Genomic DNA, 26,673 nt, shown 5'->3' with positions numbered 1-26,673 from the left:
TCTCCCGAGCCTGGTTTTGCGGTCAGATGGCGATGTATCCGGTCGCCAACTGGTAGATTCCGATCAGGGCGGCCGCGGCGACGACGGCGAAGATCGCCCATTCGATCGGTTTGAACACGGCTTCGCCCCGCTCGCGCCGCGCCCAGAAATAGAGCGCGGTGCCGGGGCCGTAGAGCACCGCGGAAAGCAGCACGAACCCGACGCCGCCGGCGATGACGAGGAACAATGTGTAGGCGCTGGCGATCGCCGCGAGGATCAGATCGCGCCGCCGCTCCTCGGGCCGCAGATCATAGGTCTCGCCGCTGCGGACCAGCCGCACGCCGTACAGCGCGACGAGCAGGAACGGGATCAGCGCCATCGAGCTGGTGAGGTTGAGCATCAGCGCGAAGGCGTCGCGCGACCAATAAGTGGTGATCACGAAGACCTGGGTGACGATGTTGGTCGCCCAGAGCGCCGCATCGGGCACCTTGTTGCGGTTCTCGCGCGCGAAAAGCTGCGGCATGTCGCGCGTCCGCGCCGCGGCCGAGAGCACTTCGGCGCAGATCAGCGACCAGGCGAGATAGGCGCCGAGCACCGAGACGATCAGCCCCACCGCGACGAACACCGCGCCCCACGGGCCGACCACGGCCTCGAGCACCGCGCCCATCGAGGGCTGGCGCATGCCGGCGATGTCGGCACGGTCGAGCACGGCATAGGGCAGCAGCGTGACCAGCACCATCAGCGTGGTGACGCTGGCGAAGCCGATCAATGTCGCCCGGCCGACGTCGCTGCGCTTCTTCGCGTAGCGCGAATAGACGCTGGCGCCCTCGATGCCGAGAAACACGAACACGGTGACGAGCATCGTGCCGCGCACCTGCTCGAACAGCGTCGTCGGCGGCATGGTTTCGCCGCCCCAGAAATTGGCGGCGAACAGATTGGCCTTGAACGCGAAGATCAGGATCAGGACGAAGACGAGGATCGGCACGACCTTGGCGATGGTGACGACGGTGTTGATGAAGGTCGCCTGCTGGACGCCGCGCAATATGGTGAAGTGGAACAGCCAGATCCCGATCGATGCCACGACGATCGCCACCACGGTGTTGCCGTCGCCGAACACCGGGAAGAAGGCGCCGAGCGTCGACTTGATCAGCACCCAGTACGAGACGTTGCCGATGCACGAGCCGATCCAGTAACCGAACGCCGACAGGAAGCCGGCATAATGGCCGAAGCCTTCCTTGGCATAGGCATAGACGCCGGCATCGAGATCGGGCTTGCGCTCGGCAAGGACCTGGAAGACGCGGGCGAGCGTGAACATCCCGCCGGCCGCGATGCACCACGCGATGATCGCGCCGAACGGCCCGGTCGAGGCGCCGAAGGTGCGCGGCAGCGAGAAGATCCCGGCGCCGATCATCGAGCCGATGACGAGCGCCGACAGGGTGAAGAGCGAGACTTTCTGGGTCTGGTTGTCGGTCAAGGGTTGCTCCCATCAGGCTCGGTGCGGGCCGAACCCGGCCGGAGAGGGACGGAGCGGCGGGCCATCGCCGCTACCAGCGCCCCGACCCGATCTTGCGGCATTGCAGCGGCGCCATCCGGCCGATCGTATAGGTCATCGTCCGCCCGCTCCCGCGGATCGAACGCGTCACCGTTTCGTACCAGAAGCCGTTGCGAACCGGCCTGCGATCGAGGACGAAGGGCGAGCCGGGACCGTCGAAGACCCGCGCGACTCCGCCCGAAAAGACCACCGTGACCTGCCTCCCGTCGCAATCGTAGCGGACGCTGCGCCCGGACGGACCGGTCATGCAGCCGCCGAGCAGCGCGACGCCGGCCAGGGGCGCGAGCAGCCAACCCGGTCGCCGGAGGCTAGTGCGTCGGCGCCCAGACATAATTGCCTCCGTCCATCATCAGATTGAGGTGCAGCCGCCCGTCCGCGATCACGAAGCTGCGGATATGCGCGAAATCGGCAGGCAGGCGCGTGATCGTGCCGACCGGGCAGGCGGCCATGCTCGATCCCGTCGCCTTGATCTCGAGGCTGCCGCGCGCCGATCGCGAATCCGGCGAGGTCCAGCTGCCGAAGCCGCGATTGCAGAACAGCCCCATCGCGGCACTGCCGTCGGGATCGAGCCGCAACGTCCAGACTTCGTCGGGACCCGGGCGGACCGTGCCGATCGCGTCCTTCGACGATTCGAATTCGACGAGCCGCCATTCGGTGCCGAGCAGCGGCGGCCCGCCGGGCGACGGCCCCGCCACAGGCGGGGTGGGCGTGGTGCAGGCGACCGCCAGCAGCGGCGCGAGGAGCACGGCCAGCGTCGGGGGGGCGCGGCGCATCGTCAGCGGCCGGTCCGCGTGCACAGCACGTCGGTCAGATAGTTGGTGCCGCGCACCGTCTCCTGCCGATGATAGGTCGCCGCGGTCCAGCCGCGGGCGCGGCAGAAGCGATCGGCGCTCTGCTCGGCGCAGGCGGCCGCTCCCGACGCGCAGGAGATCACCCGGCGGCCGCTCTCCTGCGGCGCGACGAAGAACTCGGCGCTCATCCCGCGGAGCGAGGCGGTGGGCTGACCGCCGCCGCCGCCGCCGGGCGGTGCGGGGGCGGGGAGGTTGACCGCGCGCGACGGACGCGCCGAGGCCACCCGCCAGTTCACATTGGCGAGGCTCTCGGCAACGCGGTGACACGGGTCGCGATGGTTGGTGCGCGTGCACAAATCCCAGGCCTCGCCGCGCGCCACGCGGACGCTGCGGACCGCCCAGGGGATCACCAGATTGTTCCGCGTGCCGCGCACGAGGAACGAGTGGCCGCGATGGTTGGTCTGGCTGAACAGGATGACCTCGCCGGGCACCTGCGCGGGCGCCGGGCCTGCGAGGAGAAACGCCGCGGCGGCGGCGATCGCGACTGTTCCGATACTGCGCATCGCAACTTCCTTCCTGTCGAATGCCTAGCGGGCCTCGAGCCGCACCACCGGGCGCGTCCCGCCCTGGAATCGCGCGAAGCGGATCTCGACTTGCCGGATGTCGCGCGCGCCGCCCCGGATCCACGTCTCGCGCGAGCATTGGCCGGGCGAGATCGTCCGGTTGAGCGGCACGACCTGCTCGTGCGCCCAGCGGCCTTGCGGCTGCAGCGGGAAATTGATCGTGAAGCTGTTGACGCGCAGCGCCCGGCGCGTGACGCACAGGCGCACCTCGCGATAGCGTTGCCGGCCCGGCGCCCAGATCGTCGCCCGGGTCCAGCCCTCGCGAATCTCGGTCGATCCCACGCGATCCCAGAGGACGCGCCGCTGCGCCTCCGCCGGCGCCGATGCGAGCAGCGGGACGAGGATCATCAGAAGGGCAGGCGTGCGCATGCAGGATCTCCTTCGACGAAATTCGCGCGATCTTCGGCCGTCGCGCCGCTTCCGTCGCGCTGCAGCACCCGCGGGCAAATCGAGCCGCGATGAGGCGTTATTTCACGGGATCAGGGCGCGAGGCATCCATAGTTACCCTGATCTTGCAGGGTGGGATCTGGCATGCCGTCGCGCGCCGCGAAGCGTGGCTGCGGGGGCAAGGGAGCGCCCGGCCGATCGGGGTTATCCCCCATCGCCAAAGCGGGCGGCGACTCAGGCGACGTCGTAGAGCAGCGCCAGCTCGTCGAGGGGAAGCGTGAAGCAGATCGCGGCGCCGCCCAGCGCGCTGCTGTCGTTCCAGATGCGCCCGCCATAGGAATCGACGATCGTGCGGCAGATCGAGAGGCCGATGCCGAGCCCGTCGCGCCCCGAGGCGCCGAAGGGCGCGAAGATATCGTCGACGCCGGCGGGGAGCCCCCGGCCATTGTCGGCGACGCTGACCTCCACCATCCCGGCGCGCTCGCGGCGGCTCGACACGAGGATCTGCGGATCCTTCGCGCCCTCGAGCGCCTGCGCGGCGTTGCGGATGAGGTTGAGCAGCACCTGCTGGATCTGGACCTTGTCGGCGGCGACATGGCCGGTATCGGGCTGGAGCTGGACGGTGATCCGCGCACGCGCCGCCGCCGGCACCGCGACCTTGCTCAGCGCGATCGCCTCTCCGACGATATCCTCGAGCGAGGCGACCTCGCTGGCGCCGCGATCGGACACCATCTCGCGGGCCCGCGAGATGATCTTGCCGGCGAGCCCGATCTGGCGATTGGCCTGGCCGAGCAGCACGGCGAGGCGCTCCTGATCGAGCAGCGACAGCTTGGCCTGCCCGGCGAGATGGCTCGCCGCGGTGAGGTAATTGCCCGCCGCGGTGAGCGGCTGCGACAGTTCGTGCGCGATCGTAGCGGCCATCACATTGACCGCCTCGACCCGGGTGATGTGCGCCACCTCGGCGCGGAGCTGCTCGTGGCGCCGCTCGGTGGTGATGTCCTGCTCGGTGCCGAGCACGGTGCGCACCCGGCCATCGCCATCGACGATCGGCGACATGCGGATGCGCAGCTGCGCGACGCGGCCGTCGCCCATCGTGGCGGTCACTTCGCATTGCTCGGGCCGCTTCGACGCGATCGCGGTGCGCAGGGTGCGCTCGATTTCCTTGCGGCTCGCGGGGTCGTGATAGGCGAGCGCTTCCTCGCCGCGCAGCACGTCCTCGCTCGGCGGACGGCCGTGCATGCGGCAGATCTCGTCCGAGCAGACAAGCATGCCGGTGGTCAGATCGAGCTCCCAATCGCCCATCTTGCCGATCGCCTGGGCCTCGCAGAGCCGCGCGTTGGTCGCGGCGAGCCGCTGGATGATCGCCTCGCGGCGGCGCAGGCCGAGCCAGAAGGCGAGCGCGCCGCCGAGCAGGGTCAGGGTGAGCGCGCCGACGGTGGTGTAGAAGATCCGCGCCCGGGCATAGGAGAGCGCGAGGACGTCGTCGGTGCCGAGGCCGACCGTGACGAAGATCCCGTAGCGGGCGAGGCGCCGGTGGCTGAAGATGCGGGTGATGCCGTCGACCGCGCTGGGGCCGATATAGGTGCCGTTGGGCTGCACCAGCTGCTGGCGCATGACGAGCTTGCCGGCGAGATACTGGCCATAGCTCACCGTCGAGCCTTCGCGGCGCGCGAGCGTGAGCCCGTCGAGGCGAATGACCGAGATCAGATCGTGCGGGCGGAAATCGGCACCCTGGTAGAAATCCGTCAGCCGGTCGACGGGCAGGGTGAGGACGACCGCGCCGGCGAAACCGCCATCGGCCCCCCGGATCGGGCGCGCGAAGCCGATCGCCGGCACCCCGGACAGCGCGTCGCTGGCGGGATCGCTGATGACCGGAGCGTCCCCGGCGCCCGCGCGAAGCCGATAGAAAGCGGGCATGTCGGCGATGCTGCGCGCGGTGCGCGACTCCGCGCTCGACAAGACGACCCGGCCGAGCGCATCGGCGATGTCGATCCGGGCGAACAGCGGTTCGGCCGCGGCGGAGTCGATCAGCGCGCGGGGCCGCCCATCGCCCGTCGCAGCCGCGCCGCCGTGGACCCGCGCGAGATGGCGCGCCGCGCTATCGGCCCGGTCGAACACGCCGGCGATGAAATGCGCATAGGCGATCGCGCGGTTGCCGTTTTCGCGGGCGGCGTCGGACATCAGGTTGCCGCGATGGATTTTGGTGGTCTGGACGGCGGCGACCCAGATCAGCGCGCAGACGAGCACCGTCGCCAGCGGCAGCAGAAACGCTACCCAGCGGGCGGGAACATGCATCTTTCCGCGGAGGGGATAGCGGAATGCTGGCTGGAGAATCTCGGTACGCTTCACACCACGATCAGCCTGGCAGTGTCGACGACGGCAGGTCCCACAACATCAAGATTTATATTTGTTAACTAAGGGCTATCCCGCATAAAAAATAGAAGGGCATGGCCAATTTGTGAAGTGTGCCGGCCATGCATCTCAATTGTCAGGAAGAAACTTGCGTTACCTTTTCGTTGGCGGAAAGTATCGCGCTTAAACGTTGAAACGGAACAGCATCACGTCGCCGTCCTGCACGACATATTCCTTGCCTTCGGAGCGAAGCTTGCCCGCGTCGCGCGCGCCGGATTCGCCCTTGAACTGGACATAATCATTATAGGCGATCGTCTCGGCGCGGATGAAGCCGCGCTCGAAATCGGTGTGGATCTCGCCCGCCGCCTGCGGCGCCTTGGCGCCGACATGCGTCGTCCACGCGCGCGCTTCCTTGGGGCCGACGGTGAAGAAGGTCAGCAGGTGAAGCAGATTGTAGCCGGCGCGGATCACCCGGGCGAGGCCGGTTTCCTCGAGCCCCAGCTCGGCGAGGAACTCGCCGCGGTCTTCCGCCGGCATCGTCGCGATCTCGGCCTCGATCGCGGCGGAGACGACCACCGCCTCGGCGCCCTCGGCCTTGGCCTTGGCGAAGACCTTGGCCGACAGATCATTGCCGTTGGCGGCGTCTTCCTCGTTGACGTTGCAGACATAGAGCACCGGCTTGCCGGTGAGCAGCTGCGCCTGCGCGAAGACGCGGGCCTCTTCGGCGTCCTTCGGTTCGGTGAGGCGGGCGGGCTTGCCGTCGCGCAGCAGCTCGAGCGCCTGGCCGAGCACGCTGGCGGCGATCTTCGCCTCCTTGTCGCCCTGCTGGCCCTTCTTGACGTAATTGGGCACGCGCTTCTCGAGGCTCTCGAGATCGGCGAGCATCAGCTCGGTCTCGACCGTCTCGGCATCGGCGATGGGATCGACCTTGTTGTCGACATGCTGGATGTCGTCATTCTCGAAGCAGCGCAGGACATGGACGATCGCGTCCACCTCGCGGATGTTGCCGAGGAACTGGTTGCCGAGGCCTTCGCCCTTGCTCGCGCCGCGGACGAGACCGGCGATGTCGACGAAGCCGAGCTGGGTCTCGATGATCTTGGCCGAGCCGGCGATCTCGGCAAGCGCGGTCAGCCGCGGATCGGGCACCGCGACGTTGCCGACATTGGGCTCGATCGTGCAGAAGGGATAATTCGCCGCCTGCGCCGCGGCGGTCTCGGTCAGCGCATTGAAGAGCGTGGACTTGCCGACGTTCGGAAGCCCGACAATGCCGCAGCGGAAACCCATGAGAAGCTCGATCCTGTGTTGAGGGGCCGGCGGTGCCGGCAGGTTTGCGGGCTCGATAGGCGCAAAGCGGCGCGGTTTCCAGTGCGGAGCAACCGCGCGGGCCGGCGCGTTGTCGCGGGATGGTGATCAAGCGTATCGACTCCGCCGCCGCGCGCCTGATGGGCATCGACGGCGCCAATTTCCGCGAGCCGGCCGGCGAGCCGGCGATGCTGCCGCCGGACTCGGTCTCGTGGCGCGTGTTCCGCAATCCGGTGACGATGTATATCGGCGGGATCGCCGCGGTGCTGCTCGAGCTGGGCGAGCCGCGCGTCCGCCATGGGGTGTGGGACCATAGCAGCTTCAAGCGCGATCCGGCGACGCGGATGCGGCGCACCGGGCTGGCGGCGATGATCACCGTCTATGGCGCGCGCAGCGCGTTCGAGGCGCTCACCGGGCGGGTCAACCGCATGCATGCGCGGGTGCAGGGCGAGACGGACGACGGCCGCGCCTATGCCGCCAACGATCCCGATCTGCTGCTCTGGGTGCAGGCGACCGCGAGCTGGGCGTTTCTCGAAGCCTATCATCGCTATGGCGAGCGCCTCGGCGCCGCGGAGCGCGACCGCTATTATGGCGAGGCCCGTCCGGGTGCGGCGCTGTACGGCGTCGAGGCCCCGCCGGCGAGCGCGGCGGCGATGCAGGCGCTGCTGGCGCGGATGCTGCCGCAGCTCGAGCCATCGCCGGTGCTCGACGAGCTGATCGCGATCCTGCGCACCGCCGATATCCTGCCGCCACCGCTGCGCCCGTTCCAGCGGCTCGGTGTGCGCGCGGCGATCGATTTGCTCCCGCCGGCGCTGCGCCGGCAGCTGGGGCTCGCCGATCCCCGGCTGCGCCGCCGCGAGCGGGTGCTGCTGCGGCTGCTGGCGGCGGGCGCGCGGCGCTTCGAGTTGCCGTCGAGCCCCGCGCGCCAGGCCGCGACGCGTATCGCAGGTTCGGGATACGGCCAGGACGCGTTGGCTACGTCATAGAGCGGGATCGCTGCTTGACGGGCCCCCGTTCATCTGGGGTACAGGGGCGCCGGGCCTTTCAGGTATCGAAGTATTTCAAGGAGCAGGGAATGATTCGCCGTCACATGATCATGAGCGCCGCCGCGGCGACTCTGGCGCTCGCGAGCTGCAGCGGTAACGATTCCGACGCCGACCCCACGCCGACCCCGACCGCAACGCCGACTCCGACGCCGACCGCGTCGCCGACCTACACGGCATTCCCGCTCGCGGCCGCAGCCGAGTTCGGCACGATCAACGCCGGCACCAGCTACACCGGCGATCCGGCGGGCGCGGTGACGCTGGGCGTCTCCGCCACCGACACCAGCTTCACGCGCGTTCGTCTCGCTACCAGCAACGCCATCACGACCGCGACCTATGTGATCAACGAGGCCGGCGAGGAATCGCGCTTCGTGAACGCCAACGTCACCGTGCAGCCGGCGCCGAGCGTGACCGAATATGTGTTCCGCACCACCGACACGGCGACCGCGGGCAAGTTCGCGCAGCTCGAATTCCTCAACAACACCATCCCGTCGCAGGTCACCAGCAATGCCAATCTGGCGCTGACCAATGTCAGCTACGCCAATTGGTGGCGTGGCGATTCGACCACCGGCGCGAAGCGGATCACGACGTCGGTATTCGGCTATCCGACGGTGGCGACCGATATGCCGGCCACCGGAACCCAGGCCTATACCTCGACGGTCGTCGGCAAGTTGGTCGACGTCACCGCGGGCGTGACCACCGTCTCGCGCGTCGGCGGCACCGTCACGGTCTCGGTGAATTTCTCCACCGGGCTCGTCGACCTCGCCTTCAATCTCAATCGCACGCCCGAAGCGGGTGGCGCCACCACCGCCTTCGGCGCCTTCACCGCGCAGGGTGCGATCCCGACCAAGCAGAATCTGTTCAGCGGCAGCTTCACCGGCAGCACCACGCTCTCGGGCACGCTCACCGGCGGCTTCTTCGGCTCGCAGGGCAAGGAGATCGGTATTGCCTTCGCGGCCAATGGCACCATCGGCGGCGGCAACCAGCGGCTCGTCGGCGTGATCGTCGGCAAGAAGTAACGCCGCAGATCGGCGGAATGCAGGAAGGGCTCCGGGAAACCGGGGCCCTTTCTGTTTGCGCGGCGGCAACCGAATGTTGAGGAGTGGCGAGGCAAGCCGCACCGATGAGCCCGGGCGCCAAATTCTTCCTCGGCATGATGCTGGTGCCGATGATCGTCGTTCCAGCGTTCGTCGTCTCGCGGATCACCTTCTACGTTCCCAGCGGCTTGCTGGCGGACGCGGCCGAGCGCGAACGCTATTCGTCGGATGCGCGCGCGGAGATGGCGCGGCTGCTGCGTTATTGCCGCAAGCATGGCGACACGCATTTCAAGGCGCGCGACATCGGCGTCGCCTATCGCAGCATCACCTCGTGGCGCAACGATGCCGGATGGCTGGCGCGGACCGCGATCGAATGCGCCGACGGGGAGGCCTGCACCGTGCGGGCCAAGGCGCTGATCGCCGCGCCACGCGCGAGCGCGCCGTGCAGCTGGCTCAACCCGCGGCTGAACTGAGCCGCCCTAGTCCTGCAGGCGGAGCGCGACGTCGCTCATGAACCGGGCATCGTTGCCGGCGGCCAGCCACGGCGCCTCGGCGGCGATCGCGCCGAGCATGTCGGCAAGCGGGTCGATTTCCGCCTTGGCATAGTTGCCGAGCACATAGCCGGTCACCCGGTCCTTGTGCCCGGGATGGCCGATTCCGATCCGCACCCGGCGGAAATCGGGGCCGATATGCTGATCGGTCGAGCGCAGCCCGTTGTGCCCCGCAGTGCCGCCGCCCAGCTTCACCTTGACCTTGAAGGGCAGCAGATCGAGCTCGTCGTGGAAGACGGTCACGTCGGCGGGAGTCAGCTTGTAGAAGTCCATCGCCGCGCGCACGGCGCGGCCGCTCTCGTTCATATAGGTGCCGGGCTTGAGCAGGACGAGCTTGTCGCTGCCGATCCGGCCTTCTTGGGCCCAGCCCTGGAACTGCTTCTTCGGCGCCGAGAAGCCATGCACCCCGGCGATGGCGTCGAGCGCCATGAAGCCGACATTGTGCCGGTGCATCGCATATTGCGGCCCCGGATTGCCGAGACCCACCCACAGCTGCATGCGCAAACCCCGAAAAGGAAATCGCCTCCGCACCTAGGGCGCGGAGGCGATTTTTTCACCCAGTAAGTTCGTGGGGGGCGATTACTCGCCTTCGCCCTCGCCCTCGTTCTCGCTCGCGGCTTCGGTCTGGGTATCGCCTTCGCTCGACTTGAGCGCCGACGGCGCCACGATCGTCGCGATGGTGAAGTCGCGGTCGGTGATCGCCGACTTCGCGCCCTCGGGCAGGGTCACCGCCGAGATGTGCAGCGATTCGCCGACTTCGAGACCCTTGAGCGAGATCTGGATCTCGTCGGGGATATGCGCCGCGTCGACCACGAGGTCGAGATCGTGACGGACGATGTTGAGCACGCCGCCGCGCTTGATGCCGGGGGCTTCTTCCTCGTCGACGAACACGATCGGCACCTGGACGGTGACGGTGGCATGCTCGGAGATGCGCAGGAAGTCGACGTGGAGCGGACGATCGGTCACGACGTCGAAAGCGACGTCCTTGGGCAGCGTGCGCTCGCCGTTGATCATCACCACCGAGTTCATGAAGTGCCCGGTGTTGAGGAGCTTGGTGAGCTCGCGTTCGCTGACATGGATGCCAACGGGGTCTGCCTTGTTGCCGTAAATGACGGCGGGGACGCGGCCTTCGCGACGCAGCGCCCGGGAGGCTCCCTTGCCAACCCGGTCGCGCGTCTCGGCCGACAGCGTAAGCGTCTCGCTCATGTGTCTTCCAGTGCGCTAAAGTGTTTCAGTTCGCATGCCCGGCAGGCCTCCAGGGATGACCCTGCCACGGCAAGCGCGCGCCTCTAGCGGAAGTGCGCGGAAAGTGCAACCGCCTCAGCTCCTCCCCCGGAGGGGGAGGGGGACCAGCGAAGCTGGTGGAGGGCTAGGTGCCGCAGGCGACGCTTTGGTTTGTGGAGACTACCCCTCCACCGCTTCGCGGTTCCCCTCCCCCTCCGGGGGAGGATCGATACCGGTCTCTTCGCCGAGCTACGCCAATTCCGGCAGAAGCGCTTCGAGCTTCTCGAAGCTCTGGCTCCAGCCTTCCCGCATGCCTTCCAGCGCCGGGAGCAGCGCTTCGCTGACCTGCTTGACCACCGTGGTCAGGTGCATCGTCGTGCGGCCGCCTGGCGCCTCTTCGAAGCGGAAGGTGCTGACATGCTCGATGCCCCAGCTACCGTCGGCGTCGCGGAAGGCGCGCAGCGCCATCACGAGGCGTTGGGGGCGATCGACCTCGAGGAACTCGCCATGAACCTCGTTGACGCCGTACGGCTCGGGGCCGCGCATATCGATGCGGATCTTGCCGCCCGGGCGAACGTCGGTCTCGCTGAACGGCACGTCGAAATGGTGCGGGCCCCACCAGCGTTCGAGATGCTCGGCCTTGGTGAAACAGTCGAACACCAGTTCGCGCGGCGCCGCGAAGGTGCGGACGATGGTCACTTCGGTGCCCACACCGGGCGCGGTGAGCTTGTCATTCATCGCTTGTCTCCTTGTGCTGCAGTTCCTTGAGATACGTGTCGAGATCGTCGAACTTGCCTTCCCAGAAGCGGCGATAGGCATCGAGCCACGCGCTCGCCGCCGCTAGCGCTGCGGGCTCGAGCTTCGCCGGGCGCTGCTGCGCGGCGCGGCCGCGCGAGATCAGCCCCGCACGCTCGAGCACCTTGAGATGCTTGGTCACCGCCGGACCGCTCATCGCGAAGGGGCGGGCCAGCTCGCCGACCGGGCTCTCGCCCTGCGCCAGCCGGGTGAGGATGGCGCGGCGAGTGGGGTCGGCGAGCGCGGCGAAGGTGGCGCTCAGCGGGTCGGGTGCGGGACTCATCTAACCTCCTTGTTAAATAACCTATTGGTTAAATAATGAGGCGAGTCAAGCCTCCTTCCGTCACCCCCGCGAAAGCGGGGGCCCATCTCGTGCGTGTGCAGCAGATACGCCGGTTATGAGGCGGGAGAGCGTGGGAGATGGGCCCCCGCTTTCGCGGGGGTGACGTAATCGGACGCGAGATGCGTCTAGTACTTCACCCGCTCGGCCTTGAGCCCGCGTCTGGCGAGCTCGGCCTGCAGCCCGGCCGGGCCGGCGAGATGCCCGGCGCCGACCGCGACGAACACCGTGCCCGGCGCGGCCATCCGCTGCCTGAGCCAGTTTGCCCATTTGGCGTTGCGCGTGACGAGCAGCGCCTTGGCCAGCTCGGGCGAGTGGCCGAGATCCTCGTTCATCAGCCGCGCGATCCCCTCGGCATCGCCCTTGCCCCACGACGCGACCATGCGATCGATCGTCGCGCCGGCATTGGGCAGATCGTCGAGCGTCTCGACGAGCAGCGCGCGCTGCGCCGGCATCGGCAGCCGATCGAAATAGCCGAGCTGCTCGCGCGCGGTCTCGAGGCCCGCGATCTTCTTGCCGGCGCGTTGCGCCGCTGCGGTCAGCACCGCCTCGGCGCCGTCCTTGTCGTCATAGCCCAATTGGCGCAGCGGCGCGGCGGAGAGCATCGTCGCGGCGAGCCACGGCTCGGCCCGATCGAGCGCCTCGGGCGCCAGCCCCATTTCGGGCAGCGCGGCGCGGAACTTGGCAGCCTCGGCGGGCGGCAGCTGTTCGGGCAGGGTGGGGCCGGCGCGCGTCATGCCGAGCTCCTGCACCAGCGCCTGCATCTCGGCCTGGGGCGGCATCACCAGCTCGAGCACCAGCTCGTCGCTGGCGTCGAACGCGGCCTTCACGCCATCGTCGAACCAGCTGAGGCCGGGCTTGAGCATGTGCACCGTGCCGAAAAGATAGATCGTCGTATCGGCGTCGCGGACCACCCAGAGCGCCGGATCGGCATCGCTCGTTGTCGCCCTGGGCGCCGGGGCGCCGCATCCGCCGAGCGCCAGCAGCGCCAGTCCGATCCACATCTTCCGCATTGCGCGCGACAGGAGGCGATCACTGCATCCTTGTCAACTTGGGTACATCACGCCAAAGCACCGCCGATATGTCCGAGCCGCTCAGCTTCCAGCGCATGATCCTGAAGCTCCATGATTACTGGAGCGAACGGGGCTGCGTGATCCTCCAGCCCTATGACATGCGCATGGGTGCCGGCACCTTCCACCCCGCGACGACGCTCAAGGCGCTCGGCCCCGATCCGTGGAACGCCGCCTTCGTCCAGCCCTGCCGCCGGCCGACCGACGGCCGCTATGGCGAGAACCCCAACCGGCTCCAGCATTATTATCAATATCAGGTGATCCTGAAGCCGAGCCCGCCCGATCTGCAGGAACTGTACCTCGGCAGCCTCGCCGCGATCGGCATCGACTTCACGAAGCACGATATCCGCTTCGTCGAGGACGATTGGGAATCGCCGACGCTCGGCGCGTGGGGGCTGGGCTGGGAAGTCTGGTGCGACGGGATGGAAGTGACCCAGTTCACTTATTTCCAGCAGATGGGCGGCTTCGACTGCAAGCCGGTGGCGGGCGAGCTGACCTATGGGCTCGAGCGGCTGGCGATGTACATCCAGAACAAGGACAGCGTGTACGATCTCGCCTTCAACGACGCGGGCGTTAGCTATGGCGACGTGTTTCTCGAGAACGAGAAGCAGATGTCGAAGTGGAACTTCGAGATCGCCGATACCGACGCTTTGTTCGATCTGTTCCGCAAGGCGGTCGCCGAGTGCGAGAATTGCCTCAAGGCCGACCTGCCGATCCCGGCCTATGAGCAGGCGATCGAGGCGAGCCATGTGTTCAATCTGCTCAATGCCCGCGGAGTGATCTCGGTCGCCGAGCGCCAGGCCTATATCGGCCGGGTGCGCGATCTGGCGAAGGGCAGTTGCGAGGCGTGGATGGCGAAGAACGGGTGGGCGGCGTGAGTCGTTCGTTCGCGCAGATTGTTCGCGCAGAGGCGCAGAGGACGCAGAGACTGCGGTCCTCGAACGCCGCGGAGCGGCTCTCATCCAGCTTCGATACAGATGCGGCGTCTCGCTGGCGCGAGACGATGGAGCCTTGTTCCTCTCTGCGTCCTCTGCGCCTCTGCGCGCAAAACCCTTCTCTCCTTCGCGCCTTTGCGCCTTTGCGTGAACAACTATGACCGAAGACTTCCTTCTCGAGCTGCGCTGCGAGGAAATTCCCGCGCGGATGCAGGAAAAGGCGCGCGCCGATCTGGCGGCGCTGTTCGAGGCGCGGCTGAAGGCGCTCAACCTGCCGTTCACGGGCGTAGAGAGCTTCGCCACCCCGCGCCGGCTCGCGCTGATCGTGCGCGGCGTCGCCGAGACCACCGCGGCGATGACCGAGGAGCGCAAGGGCCCCCGCGCCGACGCGCCCGCCCCGGCGATCGAAGGCTTCCTCCGCTCGACCGGGCTCAGCCGCGAGCAGCTCGTCACGCGCGACGACGGCAAGGGCGGGCAAGTGCTGTTCGCCGTGATCGAGCGCCCCGGCATCGTCGCCGGCTCGGTGCTCGCCAGCGCAATCACCAACGTGATCCACGCCTTCCCCTGGGCCAAATCGATGCGCTGGGGCGCGGCCTCGCAATCGACCGAGAGCCTGCGCTGGGTGCGCCCGCTCCAGGGCATCATCGCGCTGCTCGGCGACAAGCTCGTGCCCGTAGAGGTCGCGGGGATCAGGAGCGGCGTGCAGACCGTCGGCCATCGCTTCCACCATCCGGGTGTGATCACGATCGGCTCGGCCAATGACTATGCCGAGAAGCTGCGCGCGTGCCACGTCATCGTCGACGGCGCCGAGCGCCGCGCGATCATCGCGGTCGGCGCCAAGCTGGCGGCGCAGAAGGCGGGGCTCGGCCTGATCGAGGACGACGGGCTGCTGTTCGAGAATGCCGGGCTGACCGAATGGCCGGTGCCCTTGCTCGGCCGCTTCGACTCCGATTTCCTCAGCGTGCCGGCCGAAGTGATCCAGCTGACGGCGCGGGTGAACCAGAAATACTTCGTCTGCCGCGATGGCGCGGGCAAGCTCGCCAACGCGTTCGTCTGCGTCGCGAACATCGACGCGGTCGATGGCGGCGAGAAGATCGTTCAGGGCAACCAGAAGGTGCTGGCGGCGCGGCTCAGCGACGCGCGCTTCTTCTACGAGACCGATCTGAAGACCAAGCTCGACGATCTCCGGCCCAAGCTCGAGAAGATCGTCTTCCACGAGAAGCTCGGCACGGTCGCCGACAAGGTTGATCGCGTCGCGAAGCTCGCGCGCTGGCTGGTGGAAGAGGGGATCGTCGGATCCTCCCCGGAACGGGGAGGGGGACCATCGCAAAGCGATGGTGGAGGGGGCGTGCCCCAAGCGACGCCGCCCGCGGATAGCCCCCTCCACCGTCCTTCGGACGGTCCCCCTCCCCGTGCCGGGGAGGATCGGGAGAAGCTCGCCGCCCTCGCCGAACGCGCCGCGCGCCTCGCCAAGGCCGATCTCGTCACCGGCATGGTCGGCGAGTTCCCCGAGCTGCAGGGGCTGATGGGCGGCTATTATGCCGCCGCGCAGGGCGAGCCGGCGGAAGTCGCCGAGGCGATCCGCGATCACTACAAGCCGGTCGGGCAGGGGGATGCGGTTCCGACTGCGCCGGTGACGGTGGCGGTGAGCTTGGCAGACAAGCTGGATACCATAGGCGCGTTCTTCGCGATCGATGAGCGGCCGACTGGATCCAAAGATCCTTTCGCGCTCCGTCGAGCCGCAATCGGCGTAATCCAGCTGATTACAGCGAACACGCTCCGGTTTTCGCTGGAAGGTAGCTTCGCTTTCGCGTTCATCAATTTACTCGAACGGCACATCGCGAACCTGGAGGGCTTCGAGCGCTCGGGGGTGGCGAAGCATCCGCAGTGGAAGTCACCGTTCGGCGATGGTGAGAATGCTGATGACGCATTCTTCCGATTGTTGCAGGACTTCTTCGCCGACCGCCTCAAGGTCCAGCAGCGCGAAGCCGGCGTCCGCCACGATCTGATCGACGCGGTGTTCGCGCTCGGTGGCGAGGACGATCTCGTCCGCCTGCTCGCCCGCGTCCATGCGCTGCAAGCCTTCGTCACTACCGAGGACGGCAAGAACCTCCTCGCCGGCTACAAGCGCGCCGCGAACATCCTCAAGAAGGAAGGCTTCGACGGCACCGATACCGATGTCGGCGGCAATATCTACGAGGCCGAGCCGGCCGAGGCCGCGCTCAAGGAGGCGCTCGACGCCGCCGAGCCGCGCGCCGAAGCCGCGATCGAGGCCGAGGATTTCGAGGCGGCGATGGCCGCGCTCGCCACGCTCCGCGCGCCGATCGATGCGTTCTTCGACGACGTCACCGTCAACGATTCCGATCCCGACAAGCGGATCAGCCGCCTCGGCCAGCTCGCGCGGATGCGCGACGCAGTGCACAAGGTCGCCGACTTCTCGAAGATCGAAGGCTGAGGCTGCATTCATCCCACCGGGCTCCTGCTTTCGCAGGAGCACACCGGCGCGCAATCTAGGGCGGGCCGGGTCAGTTTCTTCAGCCGCTGACGACAGGGCGATGTCGCAATGCACAAACGGGGGCCGTTTCTGCATGATGTTAAGCTGATTTATCAGATTTATTACGCAGCCGGAATAGCGTAATTTGTCGAGACTTTAGGAAGTCTTGGCCGCCCGGCGCGCGGGAGGCTCCTGACAACGCAATCAGAGCTTCCGCCTTGTTCGCATGCGCGGTAGGCGCCTCCCGTGCCGGGGCAGTGCCTCCAGCAGAAGGACCAGGGATGACGCAGTACGTATACCGCTTCGGCGGTGGGGTTTCTGACGGCGGCAACGGCGACAAGAATCTGCTCGGCGGCAAGGGCGCCAATCTCGACGGCATGGCGGGCATCGGCCTGCCGGTCCCTCCCGGCTTCACGATCAGTACCCCGGTCTGCGCGCTCTATTATGATTCAGGCGAGAGCTTCCCCGACAGCCTCAAGGCCGAAGTCGCCACCGGTGTGGCGCATATCGAGGCGGTGACCGGCAAGAAATTCGGCGATGCCGCCGATCCGCTGCTCGTCTCTGTCCGGAGCGGCGCGCGTGTGTCGATGCCCGGCATGATGGACACGGTGCTCAATCTCGGCCTCAACGACGCGACCGTGCAGGGCCTCGCCGCCACCTCGGGCGACGATCGCTTCGCATGGGACAGCTATCGCCGCTTTATCCAGATGTATTCGGACGTCGTCCTCGGGCTCGATCATGGCCGCTTCGAGGAAGCGCTCGAGATCGCCAAGGAGGACAATGGCTATCATCTCGACACCGAGCTGAGCGCCGGCGACTGGCAGAAGCTCGTCGCGGAGTACAAGGGCGTAGTCGAGGAGCTGTGGGGCAAGCCCTTCCCGCAGGACGTCCACGACCAGCTCTGGGGCGCGATCGGCGCGGTGTTCGGATCGTGGCAGTCCGAGCGCGCCAAGGTCTATCGCCGGCTCAACGACATCCCCGGCGACTGGGGCACCGCGGTCAACGTCCAGGCGATGGTGTTCGGCAATATGGGCGAGACCAGCGCGACCGGCGTGGCGTTCACCCGCGATCCGGCCAAGGGCGACAATGCCTATTATGGCGAGTTCCTGATCAACGCGCAGGGCGAGGACGTGGTGGCGGGCATCCGCACCCCGCAATATCTCACCAAAGCCGCGCGCGAGACGGCGGGCGCCAGGCCGCTGTCGATGGAAGAGGCGATGCCCGAGGCCTATGCCGAGCTGGCGCGCGTGTTCGACCAGCTCGAGCGGCACTATCGCGACATGCAGGACATCGAGTTCACCGTCGAGCGCGGCAAGCTGTGGATGCTCCAGACGCGCAGCGGCAAGCGCACTGCCAAGGCGGCGCTCAAGATCGCCGTCGACATGGCCAATGAGGGCCTGATCACGCAGGAGGAGGCGATCCTGCGGGTCGATCCGCAGGCGCTCGACCAGCTGCTCCATCCGACGCTCGATCCCAACGCGACGCGCGACGTGCTGACCAAGGGGCTGCCGGCCTCGCCCGGCGCGGCATCGGGCCGCGCGGTGTTCGACAGCGACACCGCCGAGAAGCGCGCCGCCGCGGGCGAGGCGGTGATCCTCGTCCGGGTCGAGACCAGCCCCGAGGACATTCACGGCATGCACGCCGCCAAGGGCATCCTCACCGCGCGGGGCGGGATGACCAGCCACGCCGCGGTGGTCGCGCGCGGGATGGGCCGGCCCTGCGTCTCGGGCGCGGGCACGCTGGCGATCAACGCCCGCGAGAAGCTGATGCGGATCGGCCAGCGCGAGGTGCGCGAGGGCGACGTCATCACGATCGACGGCGCCACCGGCGAAGTGATGTTCGGCGCGGTGCCCACCGTCCAGCCCGAGCTGTCGGGCGATTTCGGCACGCTGATGCTGTGGGCCGATGCCAAGCGCCGGCTCAAGGTGCGCACCAACGCCGAGACGCCGCTCGACTGCCGCACTGCGCGCGAGTTCGGCGCCGAGGGCATCGGGCTGTGCCGCACCGAGCATATGTTCTTCGACGGCGCGCGGATCACCGCGGTGCGCCAAATGATCCTCGCCTCGGACGAGCAGGGCCGCCGCGCCGCGCTCGACAAATTGCTCCCCGAGCAGCGCAGCGATTTCGTCGAGATCTTCGAGGTGATGGCCGGACTGCCGGTGACGATCCGGTTGCTCGATCCGCCGCTCCACGAGTTCCTGCCGCACGAGGAGGCCGAGTTCGCCGAGGTCGCCGCCGCGGCCGGGCTCGACGTCGAGACGCTGCGCCGTCGCGCCGCCGAGCTGCACGAGTTCAATCCGATGCTCGGCCATCGCGGCTGCCGTCTGGGCGTCACCTATCCCGAGATCTACGAAATGCAGGCGCGCGCGATCTTCGAGGCGGCGGTGATCGTTGCCGAGAAATCGGGCGCGGCGCCGATCCCCGAAGTGATGATCCCGCTGGTCGCGACGCGGCGCGAGCTCGAGCTGATGAAGATCGTCGTCGACAAGGCGGCACAGGCGGTGTTCGCCGAGAAGGGCCGGACGATCGAATATCTGGTCGGCACGATGATCGAGCTGCCGCGCGCGGCGCTGCGCGCGGGCGAGATCGCCGAGGTCGGCGAGTTCTTCAGCTTCGGCACCAACGACCTGACCCAGACGACGCTGGGCGTCAGCCGCGACGATGCCGCGCGCTTCCTGACGACCTATGTCGAGAAGGGCATCTATGCCCGCGATCCGTTCGTCAGCCTCGATGTCGAGGGCGTCGGCGAGCTGATCGCGCTGGCGGCAGAGCGGGGCAGGGCGACGCGCGCCGGGATCAAGCTCGGCATCTGCGGCGAGCATGGCGGCGATCCCGCGTCGATCGCCTTCTGCGAGGCGACCGGGCTCGATTATGTCTCGGCCTCGCCCTATCGCGTGCCGATCGCGCGGCTGGCGGCGGCGCAGGCGGCACTCAAGAGCCAATAATTGGGGTGCTCCGGCGCAGGCGGCGTTGGCGGCAAGCGTTCGGCCGGCGACCAGCGCTCCGGCCTGCGCCGGAGCACGACAGCAAGTTAGTAGGGGTCGATCGCGCGCGGCGCTTCGACCACCGGCGTGGTCGCGGCGCGCAGCCGCGCATTCTCCGCCTCGAGCTCGCGCAGACGGCGCTGCGCCTCGCGCAGCTCCGCGCCGGTCTCGTCGCGATAGGTGCGGTGGCGCAGCTCCTCGTCCTGATAGCGATCGCGCCATTTGCTGCGACCCGAACGGGCGGCGAGCCCGAAGAAGAAGCCGGCGACGAGCGTCAGCCCGAGCGCCACGAACTGCGTGACCGTGTCGAAAGGCAATCCCGTCATCGCTCGATCTCCCTGCGGCGGGGCGGGGACAGGCTAGCCCGTCCTTGCGCCCGACGCCACCGTAACGATCGACACGGGATTTAGTGCATCAGCGCGTCGTTGATCGAGCAGGCCGCCGGCCCGAGGATCACGATGAACAGCACCGGCAGGATGAACAGGATCAGCGGCACGGTCATGATCGCCGGAAGACGCGCGGCCTTTTCCTCGGCGCGCATCATGCGCTCGTTGCGGAATTCGGCCGAGAGCACGCGCAGCGCCGAGGCGAGCGGGGTGCCGTATTTCTCGGTCTGGATCATCGTGGTGACCACGCCGCGGATCGCCTCGAGATCGATGCGCGTCGCGAGGTTCTCGAACGCCTGGCGGCGATCGGTGAGGAAGCCCAGCTCGATCGCGGTCAGCGAGAATTCCTCGCCGAGCTCGGGATAGGCCTTGCCGAGTTCCTTCGAGACGCGGCCGAAGGCGGCGTCGACGGTGAGGCCGGCCTCGGCGCAGATCACCAGCAGGTCGAGCGCGTCGGGAAGCCCCTTGCGGATCGCGTGGCTGCGCTTGGTGATCTTGTTCTTGAGATAGATGTCCGGCGCCTTGTAGCTCAGGATGAAGCTGATGGCGACGAGGCCATATTTCTTCATCGCGCTCCACTCGACGAACATGTCGGTGCCGTAGACCATGTACAGGATCGGGCCGCCGATCACGATCGGCAGGACCAGCCGGCCGAAGATCACCGCGACCGCCCATTCCTTCGAACGGATGCCGGCCTGGAGCAGCTTGGTCTGCGCGACCTTGATCTGGCTCTCCTGCAGCACCTTCATCGAGGACAGCAGCGAGCGGATGCGATCGGTGGTCTCGTTCTTCTGGACGAGCTTGGCGCGGCGCTTCGAGGTCGAGGCGGTGATGCCCGCCTTGAGCTGCTCGCGGCGATCGTTGAGCGCCTTGACGCGCTTGGCCATCGGATCGCGCACCGTCGTCGCGGTGTAGATCGCGAAGACCATCGCCGAGGCGGCGATCGCGCTGAGAATGGTCGCGACCCAGAGGACGTCGACGCCGAGCAGGGTGGGGCCGTTGGAAGGTGCCATCATCAGATCTCGAAATTGACCATCTTGGCCATGATGAAGGCGCCGAGGCCCATCCAGATCAGCCCGCCGCCGCCGGCGATCATCAGCCGCTCGTCCTTGAAGAAGTTCATCATGTAATTGTTGTTGATGAACCAGACGAGGCCGAACACGATGAAGGGCAGCGCGCCGACGATGAGCGCCGAAGCCTTGGATTCGGACGACATCGCCTTGATCTTGAGCTTCATCTGCGCGCGCTTGCGGAGCACGTCGGCAAGGTTGGAGAGCGTCTCGGCGAGGTTGCCGCCGGTCTCGCGCTGGATCGCGATGGTGATCGTGAAGAACTGGAATTCGGGCGTGCCGAGGCGGTCAGCAGTCTCCTGCAGCGCGGCGTCGAGCGTGCGGCCGATCTTCATCTTGTCGGTGACCGCGCGGAATTCCACGCCCACCGGGCCGTCAACTTCCTGGCCGACGACGCCCATCGTCTCGGTGATCGGGAGGCCCGAGCGCAGGCCGCGCACGAGCAGCTCGATCGCGTCGGGGAATTTCGTCGTGAACTTGGTGATGCGGCGCTTGATGAAGAAGCTGACGACCTTGTGCGGCAAGCCGACGCCGACGAACAGCCCGAGGAACAGCGCAAGCCAGATCGGCGCGCCGTTGAGGATGAGCAGCCCCGCGGGAACCGCGAAAAGCCCGAGCGTGACCATGCCGTACTGGCTCAGCGTCCAGCCCTTGCCGGTCATGTTGAGGCGCTTCTGGAGCAGCGCGGGGTTGGGCAGGAAGCGCGACGCGGCGAGATCCATGCCGCTCGCGCTCTTGGCGGTGACGCGGCGGATCTGCGCTTCCATCGCCACCGAGCCGGTGTTGCCGGCGTGACGCTCGCGCAGCCCGGAAAGGCGGCGCGCGCCGGCGCGCTCCACCGACGGCCCGGAGAATGCGAGCACCATGAGCGCGAGCACCACGAAGGTGCCCCCACCCAGCATCAAAACCGGCATCAATTCCACGCCGACTGCCTCCGAACCGATGTACCCGCGCAGCCTATGCGCGAAGTGGTTACTTCTTTGCCTTTGACGGCATCTTGACCTTGATCTTGTCGAGCAGCGAGCTGCCCTTCGAGCCCTTGGCCGGCTTCGCCGCCTTGTCGTCGCGCTCACCCGAATCGGTGATCGCGATGATCCGCTGCGCCAGGTCGACGAGCGGGGCGAGCGACTTGGCCGACTTGCCGGCCTCGGCAAGCGGCTTGCCGAGCTTGGCGGCCTGCGCGGCGACCTTCTGCTCGAACGGGATCATCAGATCGATCTTGCGCTCGATCGAGCCCTCGAAGTCCTTGCGGCTGATCTCGAGCATCGCCTGCGGCTGGACCTTGTTGGCGACGACGATGACCTGGGTCTGCGGCGCGTTCGACTTGAACCAGCTGAGGATGCGGATCGCATCGCGCGCGGCGGCGAGCGTCAGCTCGGTCACCAGCACCGCGACCTGCACGTCGGTGATCAGATGCGGATGGTTGACCAGCATGTTGCGCGGCAGATCGACCACGGTGCACTCGAAAGCGCCGCGCATCTCTTCCTGCAGCTGATAGAAGGCCGCGCCGTCGGTGAGGACCGGTGCGTTGATCGGAGCCTCGGCCGAGAGCACGGCGAGACGCTCGGATGCCTTGACCATCGCGCGTTCGATGAACAGCCCGTCGATGCGGCTCGGATTCTCGATCGCGTCGGTCAGGCCGCGGCCCGGCTCGAGATCGAGCGCGAGCGCACCGGTGCCGAAATGCACGTCGAGGTCGAGCAGCGCGGTGGTGCGCGCATGCTTGTCGCTCATCAGCCATGCCAGCGACGTCGCGATCGTCGAGGCGCCGCAGCCGCCGCGCGTGCCGATCACCGCCATCGCGCAATGCGGCACGTCGCTGCCGGGCTCGGCGAGCTTGGGCGCGTTGAGCGCGGCCTGCGCCTGCGCGAAGGTGTCGCGCAGCGCATCCGGGTTGAGCGGCTTGAGCAGATAATCGTGGATGCCGCTCGCGACGAGGTCGCGATACAGGCGCACGTCATTGACCTGGCCCGAGGCGATCACGATCGTGCCGGGCTCGCAGACTTCGGCCAGCGCGTTGATGTCGTTGAGCGGATCGCCCGATTCCGAGAGATCGACGAACAGCACGTTCGGGCTCGCCGAGACCGACAGGGTCTGGACCGCATTGCGCAGGCCGCCCTTGTTGACCTTTTCCGGCGACCAGCCGAGCTCGACGGCGATCGGGCGCAGCGCCTCTGCCGTCCCTTCGTCGCAGACAAAGGCAACGAACGGCTCGCGATGGCCGGTGCGCGAGGGGTGGAAAGGTGCGTTCACTGCTTGCCTCCGGCGCTGTCGGACTTGACCTGGGTACCGCCGCCGCCCGTCGGCTTGGCGCCGCGCAGCGCGTTGATCGCCTTGCCGCCCGTCACCGGATCGGTGACCGACGAGCCGCTGGCGCCGCGGACGAGATCGGCCGGATCGGCGACCATCGCGGCAAGGTTGCTGTTGATCGCGCAACCGAAATTGGAGGTGGTGCTCTGCGACCAATCGGGCGTGTACTGGCGCGAATAATCGGGGCAGTTCGGCACGCTGGCGGTCATCCGGGTCACGACGACGCGGACGGTGCCCGGCGCGATCTGGCCGACGGTGACCGGCGCCTGATCGGAAAGCAGCAGGCCGTAGCGATTGGCTTCCTCAGCGATCGCCGCGCGGGCGCCTTCGCCATTGCCGCTGCCGCCATCGTCGATCGAGATGCGATCGCCGTAGCGGAGCCCCATCGATTCGAGCCAGCCGGCGAGCCGCTGGCCTTCGCCGGGCGCCAGCGCATAGCCGGCGGTGCGGACGTCGAAGACATAGTCATTGCGCTCGACCACCGGCTGATAAACCGATTCGAGGCCGCCATTATAGGTCCCGCACGCGCTCAGCAGCAGCGCCGGAGCGAGGAGGAGGGGAGTGAAGCGCGACAACATTGCGATCTCCTCAGGGCGTCAGAAGCCGAAGCCGGGGGCGGCGGCGCCGCCCTTTTTCGGCCGCGAAGGGGCGGGGGCAGCCTTGGCGGGCTGCGGGGCAGGGGCGGCGGGAAGCGCCGGCCCCGGTGCGAAAGCGCCGACCGTGGGGGTCGCGCCGCTCGGGGCCATGCTCGGCTTGGGGCGATCGCCGCCAGCCTTGTTGCCCACCAGGTCACCACCGATGATCCGCTCGAAATCGTCCGGCGCCTTGTAGCCGTCGGTCGGCAGAACGATCTGGTTGGCGTTGACCGGCTTGACCAGATACGGGGTGATCACGATCACCAGCTCGGTCTCGTTGCGGCGGAAGCCGTTCGAGCGGAAGAGCGCGCCGAGCACCGGCACGTCGCCGAGCCCCGGGGTCTTGTCGATCGAATTGTCGTGGCTGTTCTGCAGCAGGCCGCCGATCACCATGCTCTCGCCCGAACCGAGCTCGACGGTGGTTTCGGCACGCCGCGTGGTCAGCGCCGGGATCTGCGTGCTGCCGACCGAGATCGCACCCGTGGTGGTGATCGTCGACACTTCCGGCCGCACGCGCAGCGAGATGCGCCCGTCCGAGAGCACGGTCGGGGTGAAGGCGAGGCTGACGCCGTACGGCTTGTATTCCACCGACACCTGGCCGAGCGCCTGGCTGACCAGCATCGGGATCTCGCCGCCGGCGAGGAAGGTGCTGGTCTCGCCCGAGAGCGCGGTGAGGTTCGGATTGGTGAGCGTCGTCACCTGGCCGATGCGCTCGCCGAGATCGAGCGCGCCGAGCACGTCGAGGCCGAGCAGCTTGCCGGCGAGGCCGAGCGTGCTGAACTTGGTGCCCTTGTCGATCTGATAGGTCGAACCGGTGCCCGGAAGCACGAAATCGCCCTTGGCGGGATCGAAGGGAAGGCTGATCGTGCCGGCCGGGAAGCCGAAGCGCGAGGACGCGTCGAGCACCGGCAGGTTCGACAGGTTGGGCGTGCCGATCGTGCCCGGCGAGCGCGTGCCCGACTGGACGCCGAACTGGAAGCCGCCGGTCTGATCGCGGGTGGCCAGATTGACGCCGATGTCCTTGACGAAGCTGCGGCTCACCTCGGCGAAGCGCACCTGCAGATTGACCTGCAGCGGCGTCGCCGTCTTGAGACGGTTCATCACCATGATCTTGAGCTGCGCGTTCGGATCCGAGACGTTGACGCCCGGATTGAGCGCGGCGAGGACGAGGCGCTGGGCCTGCTCGCTGTCGTCGGGCGACGCGACGGTGCCGCTCAGCACCGCGAGCTGGCCGACGGTGGTCACCTTGATGTCCGCCTCGGGCATCGCCGCCTTGATCATGCGGTCGATCGAGGTGATGTTCTGGCTCACCCGGACATTGGTCGAATAGACAACCGTGCCGTTGGCGGTGGTGGCGAAGATCGTCGCCTCGCCGAATTCCTTGCCGAACAGGTGGATCTGCCGCGGGTTGGCGACGTAGACGTCGGCCACGCCCGGGTTCGAGGTCCACACATTGGTGACCGCGGTCGGCAGCGTGACGAGCTCGCCCTCACCGATCGACAGCAGGACTTCGCGGGTCGGGCGTTCGGTGCCGGCCGGAAGGCTGGCGACGCGGGCCTTCTGGCGCGCCTGGGCTATCGCCGCGACGGGCATGGTCATCGCCAGAGCGGCCGTCACCGTGGCGCCCAGCGCCCGGTTCAGGTGAGTCTTGGTGCGCATTTCAGTTCTTACCCCCGACCTCGATCTCGGTCACAGCGTTGCCTCGGGCAACATTGACCACCGGCCCCTTGCGGACGGCCGCGCCGCCCGGATAATTGCCCGGAACCGGCTGGGCGGTCGCAGTGCGATCCTCAGCCTTGCCCGGGACGGTGCTACGCTGGAAGCGCGACACGTCGGCGCCGGTGGCGAAGCCGCCACGGCCTTCCATCGGCCGGGCTGCGGCGCGCGCCAGCATTTCCTTTTCCTTCGCCGGATCGCCGTCGGCGGGCACATCGACCTCGCCATTGGCGATCGCCTGCTCGAGATCGCCCTGATTGTCGGCGATCGAGCGCAGCGACAGCGAGAGCTGGCCCACCGTCTGCGCGACCGCGATCTTCTCGGCGATCTTCGGCGTCGCCTCGACGGTGACGTTCGAATAGGTGGTGACGACGGTGTTGCCCTTGTCGTCGGTGGTCTTGTCGGTCTTCTGGTCGGTGGCGAGCACGCGCAGGTTGCGCAGCACCGTCTCGGACGCCTTGAGCGCCGGACCGTCGCCGCCGCCGGAAACCGACTGGGTGAGGATCAGGTCGACCCGGTCGCCCGGGAAGACGAAGCCGGCCACGGCGCTCTGCGCGGAAACCGGAACGGTCACGGCGCGCATGCCCGGCCCGAGGGCGGCGGCAAGGAAGCCGCGGTCGCCGGGCTTGACCAGCGCGCCCTGGGTGATCGGCTGGCCGGCCGGAATCGCGAATCGGACGACGGTGCCCTGCAGCTTGGCCGGCTCGCTCTCGCCCTTGATGAAATAGGCGCCTTCGATCAGCTCCTTCGGCCAGGCGACGAACTTGACCGACGTGGCGTCGAGGATCGTGCCGACCGGCAGGGTACGCGTGGCGACCATCACCTCGGTGGTGTTCTGCGGAGCCGCTGCGGGAACCGGCGCCGCGCCCGCGACCGGCGTGGGTGCGCCGACGAGGATGTTGCGTGCCATGAACGCCGTGATCGCAGCGACCACGAGTGCGCCTACGAGCAGAATGAGCTTGCGTGCATCCATTTCGCTTCAAGCCTTTTCAATTACATGGCCGGTTGAGTTGCTCCGGCGTTAAGCATCACGTGAACTGGTTAAAAATCGGTTCGCGAAGAACGAGCAGCGTCGAAATCGCAATTGCGACGCCGTA

The 26,673-nt window shown here is 67.7% G+C and carries 25 protein-coding genes; 6 read left to right on the top strand and 19 right to left on the bottom strand.

The annotated features are described in order from the left end of the window. Window positions 1-22: 22 nt before the first annotated feature. From E5A74_RS09655 to ychF, 7 genes are all read right to left on the bottom strand, one after another. Window positions 23-1,453, bottom strand: coding sequence for a basic amino acid/polyamine antiporter (locus tag E5A74_RS09655; protein WP_135984222.1), 1,431 nt, complete (start codon window positions 1,451-1,453; stop codon window positions 23-25). 70 nt (window positions 1,454-1,523) lie between these two features. Beyond that, the gene (locus E5A74_RS09650) at window positions 1,524-1,778 is read right to left on the bottom strand and encodes a hypothetical protein (protein WP_135984220.1); all 255 of its coding nucleotides are present in this window, start codon (window positions 1,776-1,778) and stop codon (window positions 1,524-1,526) included. A 61-nt stretch (window positions 1,779-1,839) separates the two neighbouring features. Continuing rightward, the gene (locus E5A74_RS09645) at window positions 1,840-2,304 is read right to left on the bottom strand and encodes an META domain-containing protein (protein WP_135984218.1); all 465 of its coding nucleotides are present in this window, start codon (window positions 2,302-2,304) and stop codon (window positions 1,840-1,842) included. Between the two features lie 2 nt (window positions 2,305-2,306). Next, the gene (locus E5A74_RS09640) at window positions 2,307-2,885 is read right to left on the bottom strand and encodes a hypothetical protein (protein ID WP_135984216.1); all 579 of its coding nucleotides are present in this window, start codon (window positions 2,883-2,885) and stop codon (window positions 2,307-2,309) included. Window positions 2,886-2,909: 24 nt separating this feature from the next. Beyond that, entirely contained in the window at window positions 2,910-3,314 is a 405-nt protein-coding gene (locus E5A74_RS09635; RefSeq protein ID WP_135984214.1) for a hypothetical protein, read from the bottom strand. A 252-nt stretch (window positions 3,315-3,566) separates the two neighbouring features. After that, entirely contained in the window at window positions 3,567-5,627 is a 2,061-nt protein-coding gene (locus tag E5A74_RS09630) for an ATP-binding protein (RefSeq protein ID WP_135984212.1), read from the bottom strand. A gap of 240 nt (window positions 5,628-5,867) precedes the next feature. Continuing rightward, window positions 5,868-6,968, bottom strand: a complete 1,101-nt coding sequence (gene ychF / locus E5A74_RS09625; RefSeq protein ID WP_135984210.1) for a redox-regulated ATPase YchF — start codon at window positions 6,966-6,968, stop codon at window positions 5,868-5,870. Window positions 6,969-7,087: 119 nt separating this feature from the next. On the opposite strand from ychF, the gene E5A74_RS09620 reads away from it, so the two are divergent. The 3 genes from E5A74_RS09620 (at window position 7,088) to E5A74_RS09610 (ending at window position 9,539) form a co-directional block, all read left to right on the top strand. Further along, window positions 7,088-7,972, top strand: coding sequence for an oxygenase MpaB family protein (locus tag E5A74_RS09620; protein WP_135984208.1), 885 nt, complete (start codon window positions 7,088-7,090; stop codon window positions 7,970-7,972). An 89-nt stretch (window positions 7,973-8,061) separates the two neighbouring features. Continuing rightward, the gene (locus E5A74_RS09615) at window positions 8,062-9,048 is read left to right on the top strand and encodes a transferrin-binding protein-like solute binding protein (protein WP_166745719.1); all 987 of its coding nucleotides are present in this window, start codon (window positions 8,062-8,064) and stop codon (window positions 9,046-9,048) included. Window positions 9,049-9,152: 104 nt separating this feature from the next. Then, complete coding sequence (locus E5A74_RS09610; RefSeq protein WP_166745718.1) at window positions 9,153-9,539, top strand: hypothetical protein; 387 nt, start codon at window positions 9,153-9,155, stop codon at window positions 9,537-9,539. A gap of 6 nt (window positions 9,540-9,545) precedes the next feature. Here E5A74_RS09610 and pth read toward each other — a convergent pair whose 3' ends face one another. The 5 genes from pth to E5A74_RS09585 all read right to left on the bottom strand — a co-directional run bounded on the left by pth (window position 9,546) and on the right by E5A74_RS09585 (window position 12,989). After that, window positions 9,546-10,115 (bottom strand): aminoacyl-tRNA hydrolase, encoded by a 570-nt coding sequence (gene pth / locus E5A74_RS09605; protein WP_135984202.1) that lies wholly within the window; start codon window positions 10,113-10,115, stop codon window positions 9,546-9,548. Window positions 10,116-10,196: 81 nt separating this feature from the next. Further along, entirely contained in the window at window positions 10,197-10,823 is a 627-nt protein-coding gene (locus tag E5A74_RS09600; protein ID WP_135984200.1) for a 50S ribosomal protein L25/general stress protein Ctc, read from the bottom strand. A gap of 267 nt (window positions 10,824-11,090) precedes the next feature. Continuing rightward, entirely contained in the window at window positions 11,091-11,579 is a 489-nt protein-coding gene (locus E5A74_RS09595; protein WP_166745717.1) for an SRPBCC family protein, read from the bottom strand. After that, complete coding sequence (locus E5A74_RS09590) at window positions 11,572-11,919, bottom strand: ArsR/SmtB family transcription factor (protein WP_135984196.1); 348 nt, start codon at window positions 11,917-11,919, stop codon at window positions 11,572-11,574. Before E5A74_RS09590 ends, E5A74_RS09595 begins: the two co-directional genes overlap by 8 nt. Window positions 11,920-12,104: 185 nt before the next feature. Further along, a complete protein-coding gene (locus tag E5A74_RS09585; protein ID WP_135984194.1) occupies window positions 12,105-12,989 on the bottom strand; it encodes a TraB/GumN family protein in 885 nt (294 codons plus the stop codon). Window positions 12,990-13,057: 68 nt separating this feature from the next. Here E5A74_RS09585 and E5A74_RS09580 point away from each other — a divergent pair, with 68 nt between their 5' ends. The 3 genes from E5A74_RS09580 (at window position 13,058) to ppdK (ending at window position 19,420) form a co-directional block, all read left to right on the top strand. Then, a complete protein-coding gene (locus tag E5A74_RS09580) occupies window positions 13,058-13,924 on the top strand; it encodes a glycine--tRNA ligase subunit alpha (RefSeq protein WP_206365822.1) in 867 nt (288 codons plus the stop codon). 214 nt (window positions 13,925-14,138) lie between these two features. Next, window positions 14,139-16,436 carry a glycine--tRNA ligase subunit beta gene (glyS, locus tag E5A74_RS09575; RefSeq protein WP_135984192.1) on the top strand — a complete coding sequence of 766 codons (2,298 nt, stop codon included), beginning with the start codon at window positions 14,139-14,141 and terminating at the stop codon, window positions 16,434-16,436. Window positions 16,437-16,756: 320 nt separating this feature from the next. Then, window positions 16,757-19,420 carry a pyruvate, phosphate dikinase gene (ppdK, locus tag E5A74_RS09570; RefSeq protein WP_135984189.1) on the top strand — a complete coding sequence of 888 codons (2,664 nt, stop codon included), beginning with the start codon at window positions 16,757-16,759 and terminating at the stop codon, window positions 19,418-19,420. Window positions 19,421-19,506: 86 nt separating this feature from the next. Here ppdK and E5A74_RS09565 read toward each other — a convergent pair whose 3' ends face one another. From E5A74_RS09565 to cpaB, 7 genes are all read right to left on the bottom strand, one after another. Beyond that, window positions 19,507-19,785 carry a hypothetical protein gene (locus E5A74_RS09565; protein WP_135984187.1) on the bottom strand — a complete coding sequence of 93 codons (279 nt, stop codon included), beginning with the start codon at window positions 19,783-19,785 and terminating at the stop codon, window positions 19,507-19,509. Window positions 19,786-19,865: 80 nt separating this feature from the next. Further along, window positions 19,866-20,858 (bottom strand): type II secretion system F family protein, encoded by a 993-nt coding sequence (locus E5A74_RS09560; protein ID WP_135984384.1) that lies wholly within the window; start codon window positions 20,856-20,858, stop codon window positions 19,866-19,868. 2 nt (window positions 20,859-20,860) lie between these two features. Beyond that, window positions 20,861-21,838 carry a type II secretion system F family protein gene (locus E5A74_RS09555; protein WP_135984185.1) on the bottom strand — a complete coding sequence of 326 codons (978 nt, stop codon included), beginning with the start codon at window positions 21,836-21,838 and terminating at the stop codon, window positions 20,861-20,863. Between the two features lie 49 nt (window positions 21,839-21,887). Beyond that, window positions 21,888-23,168 carry a P-loop NTPase family protein gene (locus E5A74_RS09550; protein ID WP_135984183.1) on the bottom strand — a complete coding sequence of 427 codons (1,281 nt, stop codon included), beginning with the start codon at window positions 23,166-23,168 and terminating at the stop codon, window positions 21,888-21,890. Further along, window positions 23,165-23,803, bottom strand: coding sequence for a CpaD family pilus assembly protein (locus tag E5A74_RS09545; protein WP_135984181.1), 639 nt, complete (start codon window positions 23,801-23,803; stop codon window positions 23,165-23,167). The genes E5A74_RS09550 and E5A74_RS09545 overlap by 4 nt, the downstream gene beginning before the upstream one ends. An 18-nt stretch (window positions 23,804-23,821) precedes the next feature. Beyond that, window positions 23,822-25,519, bottom strand: a complete 1,698-nt coding sequence (locus tag E5A74_RS09540; RefSeq protein ID WP_135984179.1) for a type II and III secretion system protein family protein — start codon at window positions 25,517-25,519, stop codon at window positions 23,822-23,824. 1 nt (window position 25,520) lies between these two features. Beyond that, complete coding sequence (cpaB, locus tag E5A74_RS09535; protein WP_135984177.1) at window positions 25,521-26,549, bottom strand: Flp pilus assembly protein CpaB; 1,029 nt, start codon at window positions 26,547-26,549, stop codon at window positions 25,521-25,523. Window positions 26,550-26,673: the final 124 nt, after the last annotated feature.

The organism is Sphingomonas naasensis (assembly GCF_004792695.1).
Lineage (GTDB): Bacteria > Pseudomonadota > Alphaproteobacteria > Sphingomonadales > Sphingomonadaceae > Sphingomonas > Sphingomonas naasensis.
This window is presented reverse-complemented; position numbering and strand designations above follow the sequence as displayed.

What these genes read in the sequence shown, in the direction of transcription:
- E5A74_RS09580 (WP_206365822.1), top strand. Translation starts at nt 13,058, where the DNA reads ATGTCCGAGCCGCTCAGCTTCCAGCGCATGATCCTGAAGCTCCATGAT.
- E5A74_RS09620 (WP_135984208.1), top strand. Translation starts at nt 7,088, where the DNA reads ATGGTGATCAAGCGTATCGACTCCGCCGCCGCGCGCCTGATGGGCATC.
- E5A74_RS09640 (WP_135984216.1), bottom strand. Translation starts at nt 2,885, where the DNA reads ATGCGCAGTATCGGAACAGTCGCGATCGCCGCCGCCGCGGCGTTTCTC.
- E5A74_RS09540 (WP_135984179.1), bottom strand. Translation starts at nt 25,519, where the DNA reads ATGCGCACCAAGACTCACCTGAACCGGGCGCTGGGCGCCACGGTGACG.
- E5A74_RS09590 (WP_135984196.1), bottom strand. Translation starts at nt 11,919, where the DNA reads ATGAGTCCCGCACCCGACCCGCTGAGCGCCACCTTCGCCGCGCTCGCC.
- pth (WP_135984202.1), bottom strand. Translation starts at nt 10,115, where the DNA reads ATGCAGCTGTGGGTGGGTCTCGGCAATCCGGGGCCGCAATATGCGATG.
- E5A74_RS09545 (WP_135984181.1), bottom strand. Translation starts at nt 23,803, where the DNA reads ATGTTGTCGCGCTTCACTCCCCTCCTCCTCGCTCCGGCGCTGCTGCTG.
- E5A74_RS09560 (WP_135984384.1), bottom strand. Translation starts at nt 20,858, where the DNA reads ATGGCACCTTCCAACGGCCCCACCCTGCTCGGCGTCGACGTCCTCTGG.
- E5A74_RS09610 (WP_166745718.1), top strand. Translation starts at nt 9,153, where the DNA reads ATGAGCCCGGGCGCCAAATTCTTCCTCGGCATGATGCTGGTGCCGATG.
- E5A74_RS09595 (WP_166745717.1), bottom strand. Translation starts at nt 11,579, where the DNA reads ATGAATGACAAGCTCACCGCGCCCGGTGTGGGCACCGAAGTGACCATC.
- E5A74_RS09600 (WP_135984200.1), bottom strand. Translation starts at nt 10,823, where the DNA reads ATGAGCGAGACGCTTACGCTGTCGGCCGAGACGCGCGACCGGGTTGGC.
- E5A74_RS09615 (WP_166745719.1), top strand. Translation starts at nt 8,062, where the DNA reads ATGATTCGCCGTCACATGATCATGAGCGCCGCCGCGGCGACTCTGGCG.
- glyS (WP_135984192.1), top strand. Translation starts at nt 14,139, where the DNA reads ATGACCGAAGACTTCCTTCTCGAGCTGCGCTGCGAGGAAATTCCCGCG.
- E5A74_RS09565 (WP_135984187.1), bottom strand. Translation starts at nt 19,785, where the DNA reads ATGACGGGATTGCCTTTCGACACGGTCACGCAGTTCGTGGCGCTCGGG.
- ychF (WP_135984210.1), bottom strand. Translation starts at nt 6,968, where the DNA reads ATGGGTTTCCGCTGCGGCATTGTCGGGCTTCCGAACGTCGGCAAGTCC.
- E5A74_RS09630 (WP_135984212.1), bottom strand. Translation starts at nt 5,627, where the DNA reads ATGCATGTTCCCGCCCGCTGGGTAGCGTTTCTGCTGCCGCTGGCGACG.
- E5A74_RS09635 (WP_135984214.1), bottom strand. Translation starts at nt 3,314, where the DNA reads ATGCGCACGCCTGCCCTTCTGATGATCCTCGTCCCGCTGCTCGCATCG.
- E5A74_RS09645 (WP_135984218.1), bottom strand. Translation starts at nt 2,304, where the DNA reads ATGCGCCGCGCCCCCCCGACGCTGGCCGTGCTCCTCGCGCCGCTGCTG.
- E5A74_RS09585 (WP_135984194.1), bottom strand. Translation starts at nt 12,989, where the DNA reads ATGCGGAAGATGTGGATCGGACTGGCGCTGCTGGCGCTCGGCGGATGC.
- ppdK (WP_135984189.1), top strand. Translation starts at nt 16,757, where the DNA reads ATGACGCAGTACGTATACCGCTTCGGCGGTGGGGTTTCTGACGGCGGC.
- cpaB (WP_135984177.1), bottom strand. Translation starts at nt 26,549, where the DNA reads ATGGATGCACGCAAGCTCATTCTGCTCGTAGGCGCACTCGTGGTCGCT.
- E5A74_RS09650 (WP_135984220.1), bottom strand. Translation starts at nt 1,778, where the DNA reads ATGACCGGTCCGTCCGGGCGCAGCGTCCGCTACGATTGCGACGGGAGG.